Origin of the sequence: Rheinheimera sediminis (genome assembly GCF_004005375.1) — a bacterium.
In the GTDB taxonomy this organism is placed as follows: domain Bacteria; phylum Pseudomonadota; class Gammaproteobacteria; order Enterobacterales; family Alteromonadaceae; genus Pararheinheimera.
This window is the reverse complement of sequence record NZ_RZUF01000002.1, coordinates 157,391-179,088: the sequence shown is the minus strand read 5'-3', so window position 1 is coordinate 179,088 and position 21,698 is coordinate 157,391. Positions and strand designations below refer to the sequence as shown.

The window sequence follows — 21,698 nt, the reverse complement described above, 5'->3', positions numbered from 1 at the left end:
TCTGGTTAGCGAAAGCTATTTTTAGCGGGTGGATCCTGTTGCTTGATACATTCCGTTACACAAGCTAATGAATTTTTTAAGAAAAGATCTGTCAGAATTTTTAACTCAATTCAAAAAGGGAAAAATTAATGAATACCAAAGCTTTGCTAGATCAGTTATTAAAAACGGGCTCAGATCTAATGCAAAAAAATACCTCAGGACCTGCTAGCAGCAAACAGTCAGATATCTCCTCTGTCAGTAGCTTGCTGTCAGGCTTTGGCGGTGGAGCCTTATCAGGAGGTGCTTTAGCTTTGTTGTTAGGCTCAAAAAAAGGTCGCAGCTTGGGTGGTAAAGTGATTACTTATGGTGGCCTGGCGGCTTTGGGTGTGCTGGCTTATAAAGCCTATGGCAACTGGCAACAGCAAAACAAAGGCACAGTGGATCAACATGAACCACAGACGGTGGATCGCTTGCCAGCTCCAGAGGCAGAGCTGCACAGCAACGCGATTTTAAAAGCGCTGATTGGTGCAGCCAAAGCCGATGGCCATATTGATCAGCAAGAGCGCGAATTGATTGACAGTGAAATCGCCAAACTGACGTCGGATTTCAGCCTGCAGCGCTGGTTTGAGCAGGAATTGGCCAAAGCTTTAGATCCAGCCGATATCGCAAGCGCAGCCACTACAGAAGAAATGGCAGCTGAGATGTATTTGGCCAGCCTGCTGGTGATCAATGAACAAAACTATATGGAAGGGGCTTATCTGCAGGAGCTGGCACGTCAGCTTAAATTACCGGTCGAACTCAAAGCCGAGCTGGATTTTCAGGCCAAACAGGCATTAGCCGCTTAACTTTTGGCTGCGGCAAAAAGCAAAAAGCAAAAGAGCCGGATCAAAAATCCGGCTTTTTCATTTGGGTCAAATCAACTCAGAGTGCTTCAAACCAGACTTTAGTGGCGTCCAGCGCTTCTTTGACTCTGTCCGGACTGGTGCCGGCTAAAGAGGCGCGTTTTGCCAGACCTGCTTCAATGGTCAGGGCGGCAAAAACATCGTCGCTGATTAAAGGCGACACCTGCTGCATTTCGTCTAAAGCTAAAGCTTCCAGCGGTTTTTGCTGCTTTGAAGCCACCAGCACCAGCTCACCGGACAACTCATGAGCGTCACGGAAGGCTATGCCTTTTCCTACCAGATAATCAGCAAGGTCAGTGGCATTGCTATAGCCGAGCTCAGCAGCTAAACGGCAACGTTCAACGTTGACGGATAAATGCGGCAGTACTGTCGCCAGCACCAGCAAACATTGCTGCCAGCTGGCCATCAAATCAAAAAAGCCCTGCTTGTCTTCCTGCATATCTTTGTTGTACGCCAATGGCAAACCTTTGAGTACATGCAAAATAGCCACTAAATGACCCAACACCCGGCCGGTTTTGCCACGTAATAACTCAAACACATCAGGGTTTTTCTTTTGTGGCATTAAAGACGAGCCACTGCTAATCGCATCACCCAACTTAAAGAAAGCCGCTTCGCCTGAGCAAAAGAAAATCACATCTTCAGATAAACGCGACAAATGTGTCATACACAAAGATGCAGTAGCGGACAGCTCCACCACATAATCCCGGTCAGATACGGCATCTAAGCTATTCAGTGCTGCAGATTGGAAACCTAAACGCTGCGCTAACGCTGTGCGGTCGATTTGAATACCAGTACCGGCTAAAGCACCACAACCTAAAGGACAAACATCCATCCGCGCTAAAGCATCATCAATACGGCTTAAATCCCGTTTAAACATTTCGATGTACGCCAAAGCCCAGTGACTGACCAGCACAGGCTGTGCCCGTTGCAAGTGGGTAAAGCCCGGCATCACAGCACCAAAATGCGCATCAGCAAAAGTAATAAGGGCACCAATGGACGTGATTAACGTGCTGCGAACCTGATTGGCATTCAATTTGGTCCACAAGCGTAAGTCGGTGGCTACTAAGTCGTTACGGCTGCGGCCTGTATGCAGCTTTTTCGCTACACCACCAATTTTTTGCTGTAACTGAGCTTCCACCCAACTGTGAATATCTTCTTCCTGCGTCTGCAATGGCAGCTTAGGATTAGATTCGAGCGCTAAAGCCAAATCCGCCAACGCATGATCCAGTTGCTCTGCTTCGGCTGCCGTAATAATGCTTGCTTCAAGCAAGCCTATGGTCCAGGCACGGGAGGCCTGAATATCCTGTTGCGCCAGCAGATAATCAAAACTTAATGAGTCATTAAATTCACTAAACTCGGCCAGACTGGCTTCGGTAAACCGACCACCCCACATCGCCATGATAAATACCTCTTATCCAAATAGAATGGGCGGCTTGGTGGCCGCCCTATTAATAGTCACGCCAGAAGCTTAACCTTTGCTATGCAAAGCACGAATACGGCTGGCTAAGCTATACAGGCGGATAAAACCTGCAGCATCTTTTTGGTTGTACACTTCATCACCTTCAAAAGTGGCAAAGGCTTCAGAGTACAGGCTGTTGGGTGAACGGCGTTGCGTCACAGTCACGTTGCCTTTGTACAGCTTGACCACTATGTCACCTGTCAGTTGATCAGCCAATGAAGTAGCAGCTGCTAATAAGGCATCTTTTAACGGCGTGAACCAACGGCCGTCGTACACCAGCTGAGCAAACTCTAAGCCCACTTCTTCACGGTATTTCAGTGAAGTGCGGTCATACACCAGAGATTCCAGTGCACGTAAAGCCGCCACTAAAATAGTACCGCCAGGAGTCTCGTAACAACCACGGGATTTCATACCTACTAAACGGTTTTCGACTATGTCGATACGGCCTATACCATGCTCTGAACCAATAGCGTTCAGCACTTCAATGGCTTTAACCGGAGCTACAGCTTCACCGTTTAACTGGGTCAGTTCGCCTTTTTCAAAACTTAACTGAATATGTTCGGCTTTATCCGGCGCTTGTTCCGGAGATTTAGTCCACATCCAAATTTGGTCTGATGGCTCATTCCATGGGTTTTCAATCTCACCGCCTTCGTGCGAGATATGCCATAAGTTGGCGTCACGGCTATAGATTTTGGTAGCTGAAGCTGTAGTAGGCACATTTTTCTCAGCCAGGTAATTCAGCAGTGACTGACGCGAGTTAAACTGCCATTCACGCCATGGCGCTATCACTTTTAACTGTGGAGCTAAGGCAGCAAAAGCGCCTTCAAAACGCACCTGATCATTACCTTTACCAGTACAACCGTGACATAAAGCATCAGCACCTAATTTCAGTGCCAGCTCAACCTGAGCACGGGCAATCACAGGGCGTGCCATAGAAGTACCCAGCAAATACTGGCCTTCATACACTGCACCTGTTTTCAAGGTTGGGTAAATCACTTCTTTGATCAGTTCTTCACGCAGGTCAACCACATAACAGGAGCTGGCACCTGATTTAATAGCTTTTTCTTCCACACCAGCCAGTTCTTCATCGCCCTGACCTACGTTGGCAACAAAAGCTATGACTTCACAGTCATAGTTGTCTTTTAACCAAGGCACAATGGCTGATGTGTCTAAACCACCTGAATACGCTAACACTACTTTTTTGATACTCATGTCCAACCTCAACTAAATAAACTGACTAATACGGCATTCTGAGCGTGCATACGGTTTTCTGCCTGTTGCAACACTAAGGAATTATCACTGTCCAGCACTTCGCTGGTCACTTCCTGCCCACGGTGTGCAGGCAGACAGTGCATAAAATGTTTCACCGCTAAACGCTGCATCACAGCGGTATTGATTTGATAGGGCGCAAACAGGTTCTCGACCAATTTAGGATCGGCCTTCGCGCCCATAGACAACCAGGTGTCGGTGTAAATAGCATCAGCGCCGGCAGCAGCAGACACATGCTGACTTAAGGTCAGTTTGGCGCCGCTTTTTTCTGCTATCGCCTGAGCTTTTAACAATACATGAGCATCAGGACCAAAGCCTTGTGGTGTGACCACAGTCAGCGTCATGCCCATAATGGCAGCGCCTAACATCAGCGAGTGGCAAACATTGTTACCATCACCGACAAAAGCCAGATGCACCTTGCTTAAGTCGCCATAATGCTCTTTTAAAGTCAACAAATCGGCCAGCGCCTGACAAGGATGGTACAAATCGCTCAGTGCATTAATCACTGGTTTTTTACTGCTTTGCGCAAGCTGCACTAATGTTTTCTGAGAATAGACCCGCGCCACTATGGCATCACACCAACAGGCCAGATTACTGCCAAAATCTTCCACTGATTCGCGTACGCCCATAGCTCCGTTTTGCTGATCCAGATAGACACTGTGACCACCTAATTTATTGATCCCTACATCAAAGCTGACGCGGGTTCGCAAAGAAGGTTTTTCAAACAACAGGGCAATGCTTTTGCCTTTGAGCGCAGAGCTGTATTGCTCTGGATTTTGTTTGATCTGAAGCGCTAGCTCCAGCAGGTCGGATAATTGCTTCTGATCTAATTCAGCTAAACATAAAAGCTGGGTTAATTTACTCATAAAAACACACTGCATGTCCGCTAGGCGGCATCCTTATCGTTGCAACAGGCTCAGCTTCTGTTGGAGTCAACAGGGTATCAGGCGCTGTTTTGTTTCGGGATCAATATACTCATTAAATCAATTACTTTCGGTGTAAATAATGTTGGTGCCTACTGCTTCTTGTTGCATCAACTTTAATAAATCGTCCGGATGCTGCCATCCTGCCACTGTAATATTACGTTTCAGTGCTTGGGCTGTTTCCAGCGCAGCATCCAGTTTTACTTTCATGCCACCTTTAATCACACCATCTGTGACCAGTTGCTGAGCTTCTGCTGCAGTTAAGGTTGGGATAAGCTGCATAGTGGCATCAAGAATGCCTGGCACATCGGTCAGCAACACCAATTGTCCCTGCACCAACTGGCAAATAGCAGCAGCTGCAATATCGGCATTCACATTCAATAACTGACCATCGGCACTTAAACCAATAGAGCTGAATACAGGGGTAAAGCCCTGAGCCAATAAAGTATTCAATAACAGTGGGTTGCCCGCTTTGGCGATACCCACAGCACCTAATTTATGATTAATGTCAAATTCCAGACTGCCACCGGCAGCCAGACTTAAACCTACAGGATTTAAACCCTGTAATGTCGCTCGTGCCACCATATCAGCGTTAACTGCACCGTCTAAAGCACCAGTGATCACTGGCATTTGTTCAGCTGGAGATACCCTTTGGCCATCAATTTTTTCAGTGGTAAAACCAAATTTTGCCAGCCACTGATCGACCTGATCACCACCACCATGCACCAGCACGATCGGATACTGAGTTTTAAGCTCTGCACAGACTTTTAATAAGGCATCTAAAGCGGCCTGATCCTGCAATAAACGGCCACCCATTTTAAGAACTAAAGGTGTCTGGCTCATTCTGCTGCTCCTGCAAATAAACCTGCGGTTTCAGGAGCGCCAAATTTGATATTGGCCGCCTGCATCGCTTGTGCAGCAGCACCTTTGAGCAGGTTATCAATAGCGGACACAATCACCAGTTGCTCACCGTCCTGTTGCCAGTGGATATCACAAAATGGCGTACCTGCCACATCAGCCACATTGGGCGAATGCTTGACTAAACGTACTAATGGCTTAGCTGCATAAGCCTGCTGGAAAGTGGCAGCCACTTGCTCTGCAGTAACACCAGATTTTAAAGTCACGACGCTGGTCGCCAGAATGCCACGTTTAAAGTTGCCTAAATGTGGCGTGAACACCACTTTACGGCCTAAATTCTGTTCGATTTCGGGTCTGTGTCTGTGTTTAAAGAAACCATAAGCATTCAAGCCCACTTCACAAAATGAGGTGTTTAACGCAGCTTTACGACCAGCACCTGACACACCGCTGGTGGCGTTGATCACTGGAATACAGCCATCAGCTACTAAACCTGCTTTTAATAAAGGCAATAACGCCAGCGAACAAGCTGTTGGGTAACAACCTGGCACCGAAACCAGCTGTGGCAATGGCTTATCCAGCCATTCCATCAGTGAATACACTGCTTGCTCCAGCAATTCCGGATGCTGATGCTCATAACCATAATATTTAGGATACAAAGCCGGGTCTTTTAAGCGGAAAGCACCGGATAAATCAAACACGGCTATGCCTTTGGCCAATAACAAAGGCGTGACAGCTTCACTGACTTCATGTGGTAAAGCTAAAAAAGCCACGTCCAGCTTGCCTGCTAAGTCTTCCACTAAATCATCTGTCCACGGCTGAACCTGGATATCCACAACGCCCTGATAACGTGGATATAAATTATAAAAAGGCTCAGCAGTGCGGCCAGCAGAAGCAAAAGCATAACTCAACTCAAAATACGGATTCCGTGCCAACATAACGGCCAATTCGGCGCCGCTATAGCCGGCAGCACCTAACACAGCGCTGCGCAGTTTGGTGGTAGGGGAAGTGGATTGAGTGGACATAGGTCGCTGAGTCTCCGAAAACAAAAATAATAAATTAAGGCCAAGCCAAAAAAGTGTGGCCAGTGTAGTGGCTTCTCCATGCAGTTTCAAGAATTATTATGCTGAATTAGTGAATTTTTATTTTACTTAATTCATAAATCCAAATAAGCACCCGATCCACTGCAGAAAGACCACAGCTTAGACCAAAACGGCTCAAGGCAGAAGTCGAACTGACTTAAATCAAAGCCCCACAGCTTAGTCCCGAGGATCGATGTTCTGACCAGGCCGACTGTTTAGCGCATCAGCTAAGGTTGAATAAAAACTCAAAATACCAGGTAAAGGCTGCACCTTAGCTTTCGCCAGAGTTTTTAGCGGTTGAAAGGTTAAATCGGTCACCAATAAATGAATACCCTGCTTTTCTGCCAGACTGACCAGTTTGGTAAAAGCCGAGAGGCCACCAGCGTCCATCAACGTCACGGCATCCATCACCAAAATAGCGCCTTGCTGTTGTTTGAGTTTTACCGATAGCTCACCAAAAACCCGGTCGGCTGCGGCAAAAAACAAAGGGCCACTGATCCGAAATGCTTTCCAGCCTTCAGGCAAAGGCTCAAACAGGTATTTCCTGTTATGACTGATATCTGCGACACGGGTCATATCCGCCACTTGTTTGACAAAGAAAAAAGCCGCTATCACCATGCCACAGCTGATGGCGATCACCATATCAAACAGCACTGTAAAGCCAAAACAAATCAGGAAAATAATAATGTCGTTACGGGGTGCTGTTTTTAGCAGATGCACAGCTTTAGGCGCTTCACTCATATTCCAGGCCACTACCAATAGCAAAGCGGCCATAGCGGCCATAGGTAAATAGGCTAATACAGGCGCCAGTACCAGCAAGGCTAACAACACCACCACTGCATGGACCATAGCGGCTACTGGCGACTGCGCGCCTGCCCGCACATTAGCGGCAGAACGGGCTAAGGCCGCAGTAGCGGTAAAACCGCCCAAAAACGGCGCTACTATGTTGCCTATACCCTGACCCAATAATTCGCTGTTGGCGCTATGCCTGCGTCCTGTCATGCCATCCAGCACTACGGCACAAAGCAGAGACTCAATAGCGCCTAACATCGCCATTGCAAAAGCTGCCGCCAGTAAATCTTTCACCATTTGAGTACTGAACTCTAAGGTTTGCCCATCAGGGCCAGCCTGCAGCCAGGGCCAGGTGAATTCGGGTAATACAGCAGGAATACCCAGCCCTTGCGAGCCATCAGGCAACAGATAACTAAATCGACTGCCTATGGTATCCAGCTCCAGCCCAAACTGAGCCAGCGCTAAGGCCAAAGCTGTAGCTATCACTATGGCGGGTAAATGCGGTGGTAAAGGCAGTTTAAGTTTAGGCCAGAGCCACATCACAGCTAAAGTGACGGCAGCGACCAGCAAGGATGGCCAGTGCATATCAGGTAAGGCAAAAGACAGTTGCTGTAGTTTTTCCAGATAATGTTCAGACAGCTTGTCTATCGGCAAACCAAACACATCTTTGATTTGCAAAGTGGCAATCACCACAGCAATACCACTGGTAAAACCTAAGGTGACAGCTTCTGGAATATATTCAATAAAACGGCCAAATCGCATAGCGGCCATGATGATCAGCATCACCCCAGACAAGATGGTGGCGAGCAGCAAACCCGCCAGACCATAACTTTGTGCTACAGGGTACAATATCACTACAAAAGCCGCTGTAGGCCCGCTAATGCTGTAACGCGAACCACCGGTCAGGGCAATTAAAAAACCTGCGATAACGGCTGTATACAAACCGTATTGCGGCGGCACACCACTGGCAATAGCCAGCGCCATCGCCAGTGGAATGGCGATAATTCCCACCGTAATACCGGCAATTAGATCCAGCTTAAAAGCGCCAAAGCTATAACCTTCAGCCAGACATTCCCGCAGCGCATGACCGATACGTAAAGAAAATAAATAAGAGCGGTGCGACATCTGAATCCGTCCAGTGGCAAAACACAAAGTGAGTGTAACTAAGTCTAGCGACTAAGGTGTTGATCTAGTGTAAAGATTCAGCCCTTTGGGACTAAAGTATAAGTTTCGACACTCTGATAGCTTACGCCCAGCTCTGTGCTGACGGAATGGTACAAAGCAACTTCTGTACAAAGCAGACTCAAAGGTTCAACAGATAAAGGAAAAGCATCAGCAGACTGAAACTTACGTGCAAGGGTGACATGAGGCACAAAAATTTCCGGCACAGGCGCATTGAGAAAAGGCAAAGCCAGCTGTTGCAGCTGTTGTTGTAAGGCCATCAGAGCTGCAGGAGGTTTTGAGATCCCAAGATACAGCACTTTGGCGTGGCTGAACTGATCCAACTGGTCAAAACAGAGTTCGAAAGGTGGTAGCTCGTGAAGCACTTCCAGGCTTTGTGACCATAACTGCTGTTGCACAGCGAAAGCTTGCTGACCTAAAAATACCAATGTCAGATGCAGGTTGTTGGCTGGGTGCCACTTCGCTTCCTGACAAAAAGCCGGCTGCTGATAAGCATGCAGCAGCCGTTGTTGTTCTGGGCTGAACTTCAGACTGAGGAAGCATCTGTCGTTCAGGCTAGCACTGATCTCAGGCAATGGCACTCTGCGGCCGCACTCCTAATAAGTGGCAGATCGCATAACTCAATTCGCAGCGGTTTAAGGTGTAGAAGTGGAAATGATTCACTCCTTCACGGCTTAACACTTTCACCATTTCCATCGCTATATTAGCGGCCACCAAATTACGGGTGGTTGCGTCCTGCTCCAGCCCTTCATAGGCCTTATTCATCCAGCCTGGTATAGCTACGTTGGTCATAGTGGCAAATTTGGTCAGTTGCTGAAAATTAGTCACAGGTAAAATGCCAGGCACTATTTCCACATCTATACCAATGGCGGCACATCGATCGCGGTAACGTAAGTACTTTTCCGGTTCAAAAAAGAACTGGGTAATAGCGCGGGACGCACCAGCATCGACTTTGCGTTTTAAATTCAGTAAATCAAACTGAGCGTTTGGTGATTCAGGGTGTACTTCAGGGTAAGCCGCCACTGAAATATCAAAGTCAGCCACAGATCGTAAAATTTCAACTAAATCCGCCGCATACAAGGCTGGTTTTTCTTTATTGCCCGGAGGTAAATCGCCACGTAAAGCAACAATATGGCGAATACCATTGTCCCAATAGTCTTTGGCAATACGCTCAAGTTCAGCACGGCTGGCATCAACACAAGTTAAATGCGGTGCAGCTATTAAACCAGTGCGCTGTTTAATCGATTTAATAATGTCGTGGGTACGGTCACGTTCACCTGAATTGGCACCATAAGTCACAGAGACAAAAGACGGCGCCAAAGGGGCTAAACGCTCGATGGATTGCCATAAGGTATTCTCCATCTGCTCGGTTTTTGGCGGAAAAAATTCAAAACTGACGTTCACTTTACCTGCCACATCCTGCAGGTTACGGTTCATGGATTCGACATACTGTGCGCTGACAAAAGACATATTATTTCTCACTTCACCCAGGCTGCGGCCTGAGCCTGACTATGTTTAGCTGCTTTGGCAGCGGCAATTTTTTGTTTAGCTAAAATGGCTAAGTCGGCATGAACACCACCAGCAGTCACCTGACGACCAGCACCTGGGCCTTTTAACACCAATGGATTCTGTTGATACCAGTCGGACTCAATGACAAAAACATTGTCACAGGGCAAGATAGCAGCCAGAGGATCAGTAGGCGCGACAGCTACCAAAGACACCTGAGCTTTGGCCTTACCCGCTTCTATCTTTAAATCGGCGACATAACGTAAGACTTTACCTGCAGCTTTAGCCTGCTGCTGCAAAGCAGCCAACTCTTGATCCAGAATTGCGCGCCCCGCCCAAAAGTCCTCAATACTGCCACAGCTTAATGAAGCGGGTAACAAAGGCTCGAGTTTAATCTGGTTAATATCCAAAGCTAAATCCAACTCACGTGCCAGCACCAGCAATTTACGCTGTACATCTTTACCCGATAAATCATCCCGTGGATCAGGTTCGGTTAAGCCTAATTGCTGCGCTTCTGACACAAAATCGGAAAAGGCTTTGCTGCCATCAAATTTTGCCAGCAACCAGGACAAGGTACCGGAGAAAATCCCACTGATGCGATGCACAGTATCGCCGCTGCTTTTTAGCTCCTGCAATAATCGCTGTACTGGTAAACCTGCACCTACAGTGGTGTTGCTCAGCCACTGCACCTGCTGCTGTTCAGCGGCTTGTTTAATCTGCTGATACTGAGCTAATGGCAAAGTCACACCTTGTTTATTGGCACTGATTAAATCTAAACCAGCATTGATAAACTGCGGATAACGTTCGGCAAAAACACGACTTGGCGTTAAATCCACCAGCACTTTAGGTTCAGGCAGTTGCTGCAGTGCCAAATCCAGCTGAACTTCAGTATAGGCTGGCGCGGCAGACAGCGCCTGCTGCCAGTTGTGAATATCGATTTTTTCGGCAAAAAGCGCCTGACGGGAATTCAACAAACCTGCTAGTTTTAAATCGATCTGCCCCGCAAAAGCTTGTTGCTGCTTCGCCAATAAAGCTAAAAACTCAGCGCCCACATTGCCTGTACCTGCCACTACTATATTCAGTTGTACTTGAGTTGGCAGTAATAGTTGATGTAGCTCTGTCAGTTCTAAAGAGGTTAAAACGCTTCGGAATAACCATAAAGCCAGCTCTTCGTCTTCAAAATGAAAAGCCGCTTGCTGACGGTCTAACCAACGCCCGGCAGCAGCATTGACTTGTTTTTGCTGACGAGCAGCAGGTTTTACCCAGACCACAGCGTGAAAGGCCTGCGGATCAACCCGGGCAAACACTTGCTGGCCTGCCAGGTAACTTAATAAAGTATCCACCTGGTTGCTGGCGACTATCCATTGATTTGAAGCATTGGGTGCTGCAAAGACGGTAATTTGTAAGGCGGAAGCCGCAGTTGCAGCAGTCAATGTACAGTGCCCAGGTACTGTTACTAATGCAGCTTGGGCCAGGTCAGTTAAAAACTGCACTTCAATAGCGGCTTGTTGGCTGACTTTGCAGCCTGGATGATTAGGTTCAAAACTGCTGCGTACTATTAAATCGGCCGGTGCATCCAATAAAGGACTTAGGGTCTTGGCATGCAGCACCGGATTTCCCAACTGAGCCAAAGTTAAAGCCTGTTGCCATGGCACCTGACGATAAGCCCGTGCTGAAGGCACTTTACGTGGATCGGCACTATAAATTGCATCCACATCAGTCCAGATATGAATGGCCTGAGCTTTCACCAGACGGCCTACAATAGTAGCTGAGTAATCGCTGCCATTACGGCCTAAAGTGATACTGTTGCCTTGTAAGTCACGGGCAATATAACCTGTGACTACTTTAATGCCACTGGTTTCAAAAGGTGCCAGCCATGAAGAGGACACTTCGTATTGCACTTCGCTGCCATCTAAACGTAAGAAATCTCGGGCATCAATGGCATTGGCAGCTATGCCTTGCTGATTCAGTAAAGCGGCCAATAACTGGCTTGAGAACCGCTCACCTATGGCCAATACATCGTTAAATTGAGCGCTAGCTAAAAAGCCCGGTACTTCAGCGAGCCAGCTTTGTACTTTTTGCCGCAGAGCGGCAGCATTAGGTTCATTTAAGGTGCGTTGGATCAGTAAACTCAGCTTTTCAGTCAGTTGCTGTAGCAACGCAGCAAAAAGCTCTGGCTGTTCACGACTATCGATTAAAGCCAATAACTCGTCTGTGGTGTCACCAGGTGCTGATACCACGACCCAGGCTTCAGGCTCTTTTGCCACAATAGCTGCGACCGCAGAAAAACGTTCAGCACTGGCTAAGCTGCTGCCACCAAATTTATGCACTGTGTTCTGATTCTTTACTCTACTACTCATCACTTTCACCATAAAACACTAAGTGCCGGATTTAATCTGAATTGCTGCTGTTCATTTTTTGCTAAAGCTGAATCTGCTGCTTGCTCTGACTGAACTTTTTCTGTTGGGTGGTTTTGCTTTATCGCTGCATCTACCGCAGCAAAAGCCTGTGCCAGATCGGCTATTAAATCTTGTGCGTCTTCAATACCCACAGATAAACGAATTAAGGTTGGACCTATACCAGCGGCTTTTTGTGTGGCTGCATCTAAAGAGGCATGCGTCATAGAACCAGGGTGACAAATTAAGCTTTCAATGCCACCTAAAGACTGCGCCAAAGTGAAACACTGCAGGGCTGCAAAAAATACTGCTAAATAGGCTTCTTCGGCAGCCAGATCAAAACTCAGCATAGAACCAAAACCGTGCTGTTGTGCTTTGGCAATAGCATGACCTGGATGCTCTTTTAAACCTGGGTAATAGACACGACCCACCAGTGGTTGTTTTTGCAGGAAATCCACCACCAGCTCTGCATTGTGCTGATGTTGTTTAATACGGGGTAATAAAGTGCGCAGGCCACGTAAGGTTTGATAGGCATCAAAAGCGCCACCTGTCACACCTAAACAATTCGCCCACCATTTCAGCTCGTCACCCACAGCGGCGTCTTTGGCAATTAAAGCGCCGCCAACTATGTCGCTGTGGCCATTAATAAATTTAGTAGTGGAATGAACCACTATGTCAGCACCCAAAGCTAGAGGGTTTTGCAAAGCTGGTGATAAGAAGGTGTTATCTACCACCAAAATCGCATTCAGTGTTTTAGCCAGCTCTGCAGTCGCTTTCACATCAGTAATTTGCAGCAACGGGTTACTTGGGGTTTCAACCCAAATCATTTTTGGCTGTGCTGCTTTAATTTGTTCTACCCAGTCGGCTTGCTGGAAATTCACCACAACCAGCTTAAAAGCTTTTTTGCGAGTGGCTAGATTCAGGAATAAACGATAACTGCCACCGTAACAATCATGGGGGATGACTAAAGTATCTTCCGGGCCTATCAATTGCAGCGCCAGCAGACAAGCGGACATGCCAGTGCCGGTAATTAAACCCTTAGCACCACCTTCCAGCTCTGCCAAGGCATCACCTAATAAATCCCGTGTTGGGTTGTTCGAGCGCGAATAATCATATTTGCCGGGTTGTTTAAAGGCTTTGAGTTCATAAGTTGAGGTTAGATACAAAGGCGGAGTCACAGCACCATAGGCAGAGTCCTGCGCTATTCCGGCGCGGGCAGCAACTGTGGCTGAGTGTTGTTTGCTCATAAAAAACCTCAAATTTAGATGTTTAGACGTCTAAAAGTATACCCAGCAAAAATAAGAAGTCAAAACATTTAGACGTCTGTACTATTAAATCTTGCACAGAGTTTGTGCTCGGGGGTATAAAGAAGTAAAATTTCGTTCAATTACGTGTACGTGCGCGACAACGTAGCAAAGGTCAGCAGACCATATAACTAAATTCAATCAAGGTATCCTTATGGCAAAGTGGAATGGTGAATATGTTCACCCTTATGCGGAACATGGAAAGAAGTCCGAACAGGTAAAAAAGATCACAGTCTCTATCCCGTTGAACGTTTTGAAAGTGTTAACCGATGAAAGAACACGCCGTCAGGTCAATAACCTGCGTCATGCCACCAACAGCGAATTATTATGCGAAGCGTTTTTGCATGCATTCACTGGCCAGCCTTTGCCTGCAGACGAAGATTTACGCAAAGACAATCCGCACCAAATTCCAGTGGAAGTACGTAACATTTTAACCAGTATGGGTAAGCCAATTCCTGTGATTGAAGAAGCGGAATCGGACGAAGAATAATAGACACGGGGTCAGGCCTTGAATGTTGAATCAGATTCAACATTCAAGGCCTGACACCGGCTTGTTTACAGCATATAGTTTTCAGGCATTGGCAAACGCGCCACTCCTGATGCCACAGCGGCTTCAGCAACAGCACGAGCGACACGTGACAATAAACGTGGGTCCATTGGCTTCGGAATAATATACTGAGCACCAAACTCCAGTTTATCCACCTGAGCAGCTGCTAGTACGGCCTGCGATACAGGCTCTTTGGCGATAGCGCGAATCGCCTGCACTGCAGCCAGTTTCATTTCATCGTTTATAACTTTGGCACGCACGTCTAAAGCACCACGGAAAATAAAAGGAAAACACAAAACGTTGTTAACCTGATTCGGGTAATCCGAACGACCTGTCGCCATAATTAAATCATTGCGCTGTGCATGAGCCAATTCAGGCTTAATTTCTGGGTCTGGATTCGAGCAAGCAAAAATCACCGGTTTATCAGCCATTAACTTTAAAGCTTCAGCTGGTAAAGCATCGGGACCAGAAACTCCAACAAATACATCGGCTCCGTCCATTGCGTCTTCAAGAGTACGTTTGTCAGTATTATTGGCAAATAACTCTTTGTATTTGTTTAAATCATTGCGGCGGGTGTGGATCACTCCTTTGGTATCGAGCATATAAATATGTTCGCGTTTAGCGCCACATTTGATCAAGAGCTCCATACAGGCTATAGCGGCAGCACCAGCACCTAAACAGACAATCACGACTTTACTGATATCTTTGCCCTGAATTTCCAAAGCATTCAGCAAGCCCGCAGCAGTGACTATAGCAGTGCCATGCTGATCATCATGAAACACAGGAATATTGCAGCGCCTGATCAGCTCTTTTTCAATTTCAAAGCACTCAGGTGCTTTGATATCTTCAAGGTTAATACCGCCGAAGGTATCCGCTATATTAGCCACAGTGTCGATAAATTCTTCAGTAGTACGATGGGTGACCTCGATATCTATAGAGTCTAACCCAGCAAAGCGCTTAAACAGCAGAGCTTTGCCCTCCATTACAGGCTTAGATGCCATGGGGCCTAAGTTTCCTAACCCCAAAATAGCGGTACCGTTACTAATAACAGCCACCAGATTGCCTTTGCCTGTATATTTGTAGACATCATCAATATTATTCGCTATTTCACGCACTGGCTCAGCCACACCAGGGCTGTACGCTAAAGCCAGATCTTTGACTGTTTCTGCAGGCTTACTGATCTCAATACTGATTTTTCCCGGTTTAGGTTCGGCGTGATACTTCAGCGCCTGTTCTCGAAAGTCTGACATAGGTAAGAGGTTCCATGAGTAAGTATGCCCTGTGGGCTGTTATCTTCTATTTGCCATGAGCTGTGGTGCAACCCGAAATGGTGGCTCATTCTAAAGAGCAAGCCAGCCCTTTAGAACCAATAAATTTCAGATCGTACCAGTGAGACGACACTGTTCAGTAGGGCTGGTTCCGACGTTTCCGTATGCCGCCAGGCGTTTTTGTAGGGTATGCCTGTTCGGCTCAGACTGCTTGAAACATCCACAATAGAGCTCTACACGTCTGTTATAACAAGTTTTATGCAGTGCGCCAAGCGCTAAAACCAAACTGATCAGACCAGACAATCTATGACAGTGATAAAGCATGCAGTTTTACTTCATCTTTAGCTGGAAAATGTTGATAGAAAAGTACTTAACTATGTAAGCCTTCAGTTAGGCGACCTAAAATACTTAATAAAATCAATAAACAAAGCTAAAAAACTGAACAAATAACAACTCATGGTTTTATGCAAAATAAATTTTTGTGGTGGCATAAAAAAAGGCCGGAAACCGGCCTTTAGTAATATTGATCATCTATGACTAGAGTGAGGGGGTATTCTCACCTTCTTTTTCAATCACTTCAGGTAACAAATCTTCTCGGCTTGCGCCTAACAACACAGCAATAGAGCTTGCTACGTAAATTGAAGAATAAGTACCAATGGCAATGCCAAATAGTAAAGCAGCAGCAAATCCATGCAACAAAGGGCCACCCAAGTAAAACAGTGCCACCAAAGACAAAGCGGTAGTGCCAGAGGTGATAGTGGTACGGCTCAATGTGGAGGTTATAGCTTCATTCACTGTTTCTTCAACTGTGGCTTCACGCAGTTTACGGAACATTTCGCGGATGCGGTCAAATACCACTATGGTGTCGTTGATTGAGTAACCCACCAGCGCCAGTAAGGCCGCTAATACAGTTAAATCAAACTCCATACCTGTGATAGAAAACATACCTACAGTAATGATTACGTCGTGAATTAACGCCACTACAGAACCGACTGAATACCGCCATTCAAAGCGGAAGGCCACATACATCATGATACCGATAAAAGAGGCTAATAAAGCCAGCATACCGTCATCTTTCAGTTCATCACCTATCGCAGCACCAACAACCTCAACACGACGCTTAGTGACCTCACCTGATTCCACTTTCTGGATAGAGCCAATAATCTGCTCACCAATTACAGCTTGGTCTACATCTTCGCGTGGCGCTATACGGATCATCACCTCAGTAGAAGTACCAAAATATTGCACTACCGCATCAGGAAAACCATCTGCAGCTAAAGCATTTCGTATTTTTGATAAATCAGCTTGTTGCTCAAAACCAGCTTCAACCACTATACCGCCGGTAAAATCCAGACCAAAGTTAATACCTTTGGTAAAAATGCTGAACAAAGATCCCAGCACCAGCAACAAAGAAAATATGATGGCTGGCGACTTGAAGCGCATAAAGTTAAGCGGTTCTTTAAAATCAAGAAACTTCATCATAATTCCTTATATAGGTAATTTTTCAACTTTACGGCCACCCCAGATCAGATTGACAAACAACCTGGATACGGTCACAGCGGTAAAGATAGAGGTGATAATACCTATGGCTAAAGTCACGGCAAAACCTTTGACCGGGCCAGAACCTAAACCAAACAGAATAATAGCCACTAAGAAGGTGGTGATGTTCGAGTCGGTAATAGTGGCAAAAGCTCTGTTGTAGCCTTCATGAATAGCCTGCTGCACAGAACGACCACTGGCTAGTTCTTCACGAATACGCTCGTTGATCAGTACGTTGGCATCGATAGCCATACCTATAGTTAATAAAATACCGGCCATGCCAGGCAAAGTTAGTGTAGCGCCAGGCACCATAGATAAGACACCTATCAGCAAGACCACGTTACTGGCCAATGCCAGGTTAGCTACAACCCCCACCCACTTGTAGTAAAAGGCAATAAAGATAACGGTCAGCAGCATACCCACCATAATAGCGTTGGTACCGAGCTCAATGTTTTCCTGACCCAGGCTTGGACCTATGGTACGTTCTTCCACAATCTGAATAGGCGCAATCAAAGCACCGGCACGTAATAACAGCGCCAGATTTTGCGCTTCAGCAGGGCTATCTACGCCAGTAATACGGAAGCTGCGGCCTAAACGAGCCTGAATAGTAGCCACGTTGATCACTTCTTCTTTTTTCTCAAGAATAGTGCGGCCTTGCGCATCTTTTTTATCTGTTGGCTTGTATTCAATAAATACAGTGGCCATTCTCTTACCAATAGCTTCTTTGGTCGCTTGTGAGAAAGTGTTTCCTCCTTTGGCATCCAAATCAATATTGACCTGCGGACGACTGTATTCATCAAAGCTGCTGTTCGCACCAATGATATGGTTACCTGTCAACATTACACGTTTTTGCAACAACACAGGACGACCTTCGCGGTCGTTGTACAACTGCGCATTAGGCGGCACCCGACCTTCTATCGCGCTTTGCAAATCACCAGCTTCATCCACCATGCGGAATTCAAGAGTAGCAGTTGCACCTAAAATTTCTTTTGCACGCGCCGTGTCCTGCACACCTGGCAATTGAACCACAATACGTTCTGCGCCTTGACGCTGTACTAAAGGTTCAGCTACACCAATGGCGTTAACACGGTTACGGATAATAGTGATATTTTGTGCTACCGCATCTTCACGCAATGCTTTTACTTTGATCTCACTAAAAGCTGCAACCAAAGTCAGATCGTCAATTTCAGTAAAGGTCATGTCGCGGTCTTTACCGCTTAACAAGGTTTGAGCTGCAGCTAAATCTTCAGCGCTGCGGAAACTCAGATTAACCTTTAAATTTGGCACATCAGCAGTTACGGCGCGGTAACGAACCTTGGCTTCACGTAAATCAGTTCGGTAGACCAGCACCAAGTCGTTGACGTTTTTCTCCATCGCGGTTTTCATGTCCACTTCCATCAGGAAATGCACACCACCACGTAAGTCCAGACCCAATTTCATTGGAGCTGCACCTATAGCATCCAGCCAGGCTGGTGTAGCAGGGGCAAGATTTAATGCAGTGACAAAATTATCGCCTAACGTCTTATTCGCAACTTCACGCGCTTTTAGCTGATCTTCAGTGTTTAAAAAGCGAACCAGCACCTGGCCTTTTTCCAATACAGCAGACTTAGGCGTTAACCCTTGTTCAGTAAAAGCTTTTTGCAATTCATCCACAGTTTGCTGAGTCACATCAGCGCCCCGGGTTGCATTGATTTGTATCGACGGGTCATTAGGATATAAATTCGGCAGGGCGTACAGCATGCTGACGCCCATGACGATGATCACCACTAAGTACCGCCAGATGGAGTTCTGGTTTAACACATTAAAATCCTTTTACAGTGATTTCATAGTGCCTTTCGGCAGTACGGCAGCGATAGCAGATTTCTGCACTGTCACTTCAGTGGTATCGTTTAATGCGATAGCCACAAAGTCTTTATCATCAGCAATCTTTGCAATGCGGCCTACTAAACCACCTTGAGTTAAGACTTCATCACCTTTGCCTAAAGCAGACATCAGATTTTTATGCTCTTTTACGCGCTTAGCTTGTGGACGGTAGATCAGGAAATAAAAGATCAAACCAAAAGCCACTAACATAATCAGTAAATCCCAACCACCACCTGCAGGTGCTGGAGCTGGAGCGTTGGCGTATGCATTAGAAATAAATAAACTCATCACATGTCCCCTAAAGTTTTAAATTAAAAGTTTTTAAAATTAAAAATGAAATCTTATTGTTCTGTAATGCTTGTTTCCAGTGGCGGCACTTCCATACCGCGTTTTTGGTAAAACTCAGCTACAAAGTCTTCCAGCTTTTGTTCAGCTATAGCTGCACGTAAGCCTTGCATTAACTTCTGATAATGATGCAGGTTGTGGATGGTATTCAAGCGCGCACCCAAAATCTCGTTGCATCTGTCCAGATGGTGTAGATATGACCGAGAATAATTTTTACAAGTGTAACAATCACATTCTGCATCTAAAGTAGACGCATCGTCTTTGTGTTTAGCGTTGCGGATCTTAATCACGCCAGTGCTGACAAACAAATGGCCATTACGGGCATTACGGGTTGGCATCACACAGTCAAACATATCAATACCACGGCGCACCGCTTCGACTATGTCCTCTGGTTTACCCACACCCATTAAATAGCGTGGCTTGTGCTGAGGCATCTGGCCTGTGGTGTGATTGAGGATTTTAATCATATCCTCTTTCGGCTCACCTACAGATAACCCCCCAATGGCATAACCATCAAAGCCAATTTCCTCAAGGCCTTGCAAAGAGATATCACGCAGCTCTGGGTACATACCGCCTTGAATAATACCAAACAAAGCTGATGGATTATCGCCGTGTTCATCTTTACTGCGTTTAGCCCAGCGCAGAGACATTTCCATCGATTTTTTCGCTTGCTGCTCTGTCGCAGGGTACGGCGTACATTCGTCAAAAATCATCACAATGTCTGAGCCTAAATCACGTTGCACCTGCATAGAACGCTCAGGGGTTAACATAATTTTTTCGCCATTGAGTGGCGAGCGGAAGGTCACACCTTCTTCTTTGATTTTACGCAGCTCACCTAAGCTGAACACCTGAAAACCACCAGAGTCGGTCAGAATAGGTTTGTGCCAATTCATAAAGTCATGCAAATCACCGTGTTTTTTGATGATTTCAGTGCCAGGACGCAGCATTAAATGGAAGGTATTGCCTAAACAGATTTGTGCACCTGTCGCATCCAGTTCCTCAGGCGTCATGCCTTTGACTGTGCCATAAGTGCCAACTGGCATAAATGCAGGAGTTTCAACAACTCCGCGCTCGAATACAAGACGGCCACGACGGGCTTTGCCATCGGTTTTTAATAATTCAAATTTCACGTGCTACCTCAGTCTCTGCCAGAAAAACAGTCCGGCTTTTTTCGCGCCCGATTGTAGCAGAAGATAAGGCCAAACCCCACCCTTAAAGCGGTATAGCCTTTAGTGCCAAAAAACATTGTAAACAACGAATTGTACGGGCCACGACTTGTCTTGTCCTGGCCCGTCCATAGGCTCCATGGTAGCAAGAGAAGAACAGGGATAAGTCCAACTTAGCATCGGATTGGAATTCAAGACGGGCGGGTGCAAGACCCGCCCCTACGACCGATTAAGGAAAATTTACAGCAGCAGCATCGCATCGCCGTAGGAATAAAAGCGATACTCTTGCTCTATAGCGGTTTGATAGGCCTGCATCACATAGTCTTTTTGGCTAAAAGCGCTGACCAGCATAATCAATGTAGATTCAGGTAAATGAAAGTTGGTGATTAAGCCATCTATTACCTGGAACTGATAGCCAGGGTAGATAAAAATCTTGGTATCGCCGCTGTACGGTTGTAAGTTTTTGCCTTGCTGCAAAGCAATTTGTGCGGCAGATTCCAGTGAACGCACCGATGTAGTCCCTACAGCGACCACTCGCCCGCCACGAGCTTTACAGGCCACAATAGCATCGACGACAGTCTGATCCACTTCAATGTATTCAGCATGCATCTGGTGATCCAACACATTATCTACCCGCACCGGCTGAAAAGTTCCAGCCCCGACATGCAAGGTAACATAAGCAAACTCAACGCCTTTGGCTTTTAATCCGGCCAATAAAGGCTCATCAAAATGCAAACCTGCAGTAGGTGCAGCTACTGCACCCGGCTTCTGGTTATATACTGTCTGATAGCGCTGCTTATCTTCGTCGCTATCAGGTCTGTCTATGTAAGGGGGCAAAGGCATGTGGCCCAGCCTGTCTAACATAGTCAATAAAACCTCTTCGCCTAGCAGCTCCAACTCAAATAAGGTCTCGTGGCGCTGCAGCATTTTCAGCTTTGTGTTGTCATCGACCAAAATAAAACTGTCTGGTTTAGGCGCTTTACTGGCACGCACATGAGCTAAAAAGCGTTGTGAATCCAAGACCCGCTCGACCAGTATTTCGACTTTGCCACCCGATTCTTTTTGACCAAATAAACGGGCTGGTATCACACGGGTATTGTTAAATACCAATAAATCGCCACTATTAAGTTGTTCAAGCAAATCAGTAAACACCAGATGGGACAACTCACCAGTCTGGCGCTGCATTTTTAATAAACGACTACTGGAACGTTCAGCTTTAGGAAAACGTGCGATCAGCTGCTCTGGCAGCTCGAAGGAAAAATCTTTTACTTGCATATGTCTAGTCCGCTTTACCGACAAACTGTATCAAACCGGCATTGAT

At 46.4% G+C, this 21,698-nt stretch carries 18 protein-coding genes; 2 read left to right on the top strand and 16 right to left on the bottom strand.

From position 1 onward, the window contains the following. Nucleotides 1-128: 128 nt before the first annotated feature. Nucleotides 129-824, top strand: a complete 696-nt coding sequence (locus EMM73_RS01865) for a tellurite resistance TerB family protein (protein WP_127684767.1) — start codon at nt 129-131, stop codon at nt 822-824. Between the two features lie 76 nt (nt 825-900). Here EMM73_RS01865 and argH read toward each other — a convergent pair whose 3' ends face one another. The 10 genes from argH to metB form a co-directional block, all read right to left on the bottom strand. Further along, nucleotides 901-2,280 carry an argininosuccinate lyase gene (gene argH / locus EMM73_RS01860; RefSeq protein WP_127684766.1) on the bottom strand — a complete coding sequence of 460 codons (1,380 nt, stop codon included), beginning with the start codon at nt 2,278-2,280 and terminating at the stop codon, nt 901-903. Between the two features lie 69 nt (nt 2,281-2,349). Continuing rightward, the gene (locus EMM73_RS01855) at nt 2,350-3,558 is read right to left on the bottom strand and encodes an argininosuccinate synthase (RefSeq protein WP_222422573.1); all 1,209 of its coding nucleotides are present in this window, start codon (nt 3,556-3,558) and stop codon (nt 2,350-2,352) included. Nucleotides 3,559-3,560: 2 nt separating this feature from the next. Then, the gene (locus tag EMM73_RS01850; protein ID WP_127684764.1) at nt 3,561-4,475 is read right to left on the bottom strand and encodes an ornithine carbamoyltransferase; all 915 of its coding nucleotides are present in this window, start codon (nt 4,473-4,475) and stop codon (nt 3,561-3,563) included. Between the two features lie 117 nt (nt 4,476-4,592). After that, nucleotides 4,593-5,375, bottom strand: a complete 783-nt coding sequence (argB, locus tag EMM73_RS01845; protein WP_127684763.1) for an acetylglutamate kinase — start codon at nt 5,373-5,375, stop codon at nt 4,593-4,595. Continuing rightward, entirely contained in the window at nt 5,372-6,412 is a 1,041-nt protein-coding gene (gene argC / locus EMM73_RS01840) for an N-acetyl-gamma-glutamyl-phosphate reductase (RefSeq protein WP_127684762.1), read from the bottom strand. The genes argB and argC overlap by 4 nt, the downstream gene beginning before the upstream one ends. Nucleotides 6,413-6,646: 234 nt before the next feature. Then, complete coding sequence (gene dauA / locus EMM73_RS01835; RefSeq protein WP_127684761.1) at nt 6,647-8,386, bottom strand: C4-dicarboxylic acid transporter DauA; 1,740 nt, start codon at nt 8,384-8,386, stop codon at nt 6,647-6,649. A 77-nt stretch (nt 8,387-8,463) separates the two neighbouring features. Then, a complete protein-coding gene (gene thpR, locus EMM73_RS01830; protein ID WP_127684760.1) occupies nt 8,464-9,024 on the bottom strand; it encodes an RNA 2',3'-cyclic phosphodiesterase in 561 nt (186 codons plus the stop codon). After that, nucleotides 9,011-9,913, bottom strand: a complete 903-nt coding sequence (gene metF / locus EMM73_RS01825) for a methylenetetrahydrofolate reductase (RefSeq protein ID WP_127684759.1) — start codon at nt 9,911-9,913, stop codon at nt 9,011-9,013. Before metF ends, thpR begins: the two co-directional genes overlap by 14 nt. A gap of 8 nt (nt 9,914-9,921) precedes the next feature. Then, on the bottom strand, nt 9,922-12,309 hold the full coding sequence (gene metL / locus EMM73_RS01820) for a bifunctional aspartate kinase/homoserine dehydrogenase II (protein ID WP_261373302.1): 2,388 nt from the start codon (nt 12,307-12,309) through the stop codon (nt 9,922-9,924). Nucleotides 12,310-12,314: 5 nt separating this feature from the next. Beyond that, complete coding sequence (gene metB, locus EMM73_RS01815; RefSeq protein ID WP_127684757.1) at nt 12,315-13,592, bottom strand: cystathionine gamma-synthase; 1,278 nt, start codon at nt 13,590-13,592, stop codon at nt 12,315-12,317. A 211-nt stretch (nt 13,593-13,803) separates the two neighbouring features. On the opposite strand from metB, the gene metJ reads away from it, so the two are divergent. Then, entirely contained in the window at nt 13,804-14,139 is a 336-nt protein-coding gene (gene metJ, locus EMM73_RS01810; protein WP_127684756.1) for a met regulon transcriptional regulator MetJ, read from the top strand. A 65-nt stretch (nt 14,140-14,204) separates the two neighbouring features. On the opposite strand, the gene EMM73_RS01805 is transcribed toward metJ, so the two are convergent. The 6 genes from EMM73_RS01805 to queA all read right to left on the bottom strand — a co-directional run bounded on the left by EMM73_RS01805 (nt 14,205) and on the right by queA (nt 21,652). Next, a complete protein-coding gene (locus EMM73_RS01805; RefSeq protein ID WP_127684755.1) occupies nt 14,205-15,446 on the bottom strand; it encodes a malic enzyme-like NAD(P)-binding protein in 1,242 nt (413 codons plus the stop codon). Nucleotides 15,447-16,001: 555 nt separating this feature from the next. Then, nucleotides 16,002-16,943 carry a protein translocase subunit SecF gene (gene secF, locus EMM73_RS01800; protein ID WP_127684754.1) on the bottom strand — a complete coding sequence of 314 codons (942 nt, stop codon included), beginning with the start codon at nt 16,941-16,943 and terminating at the stop codon, nt 16,002-16,004. Nucleotides 16,944-16,952: 9 nt separating this feature from the next. Then, nucleotides 16,953-18,803, bottom strand: coding sequence for a protein translocase subunit SecD (secD, locus tag EMM73_RS01795; protein WP_127684753.1), 1,851 nt, complete (start codon nt 18,801-18,803; stop codon nt 16,953-16,955). A 12-nt stretch (nt 18,804-18,815) separates the two neighbouring features. Further along, nucleotides 18,816-19,154: a preprotein translocase subunit YajC gene (gene yajC, locus EMM73_RS01790; RefSeq protein WP_127684752.1), complete on the bottom strand. Its 339-nt coding sequence runs from the start codon at nt 19,152-19,154 to the stop codon at nt 18,816-18,818. Between the two features lie 53 nt (nt 19,155-19,207). Next, nucleotides 19,208-20,341, bottom strand: coding sequence for a tRNA guanosine(34) transglycosylase Tgt (gene tgt, locus EMM73_RS01785; RefSeq protein ID WP_127684751.1), 1,134 nt, complete (start codon nt 20,339-20,341; stop codon nt 19,208-19,210). A gap of 276 nt (nt 20,342-20,617) precedes the next feature. Further along, on the bottom strand, nt 20,618-21,652 hold the full coding sequence (gene queA / locus EMM73_RS01780) for a tRNA preQ1(34) S-adenosylmethionine ribosyltransferase-isomerase QueA (RefSeq protein WP_127684750.1): 1,035 nt from the start codon (nt 21,650-21,652) through the stop codon (nt 20,618-20,620). Nucleotides 21,653-21,698 lie beyond the last annotated feature (46 nt).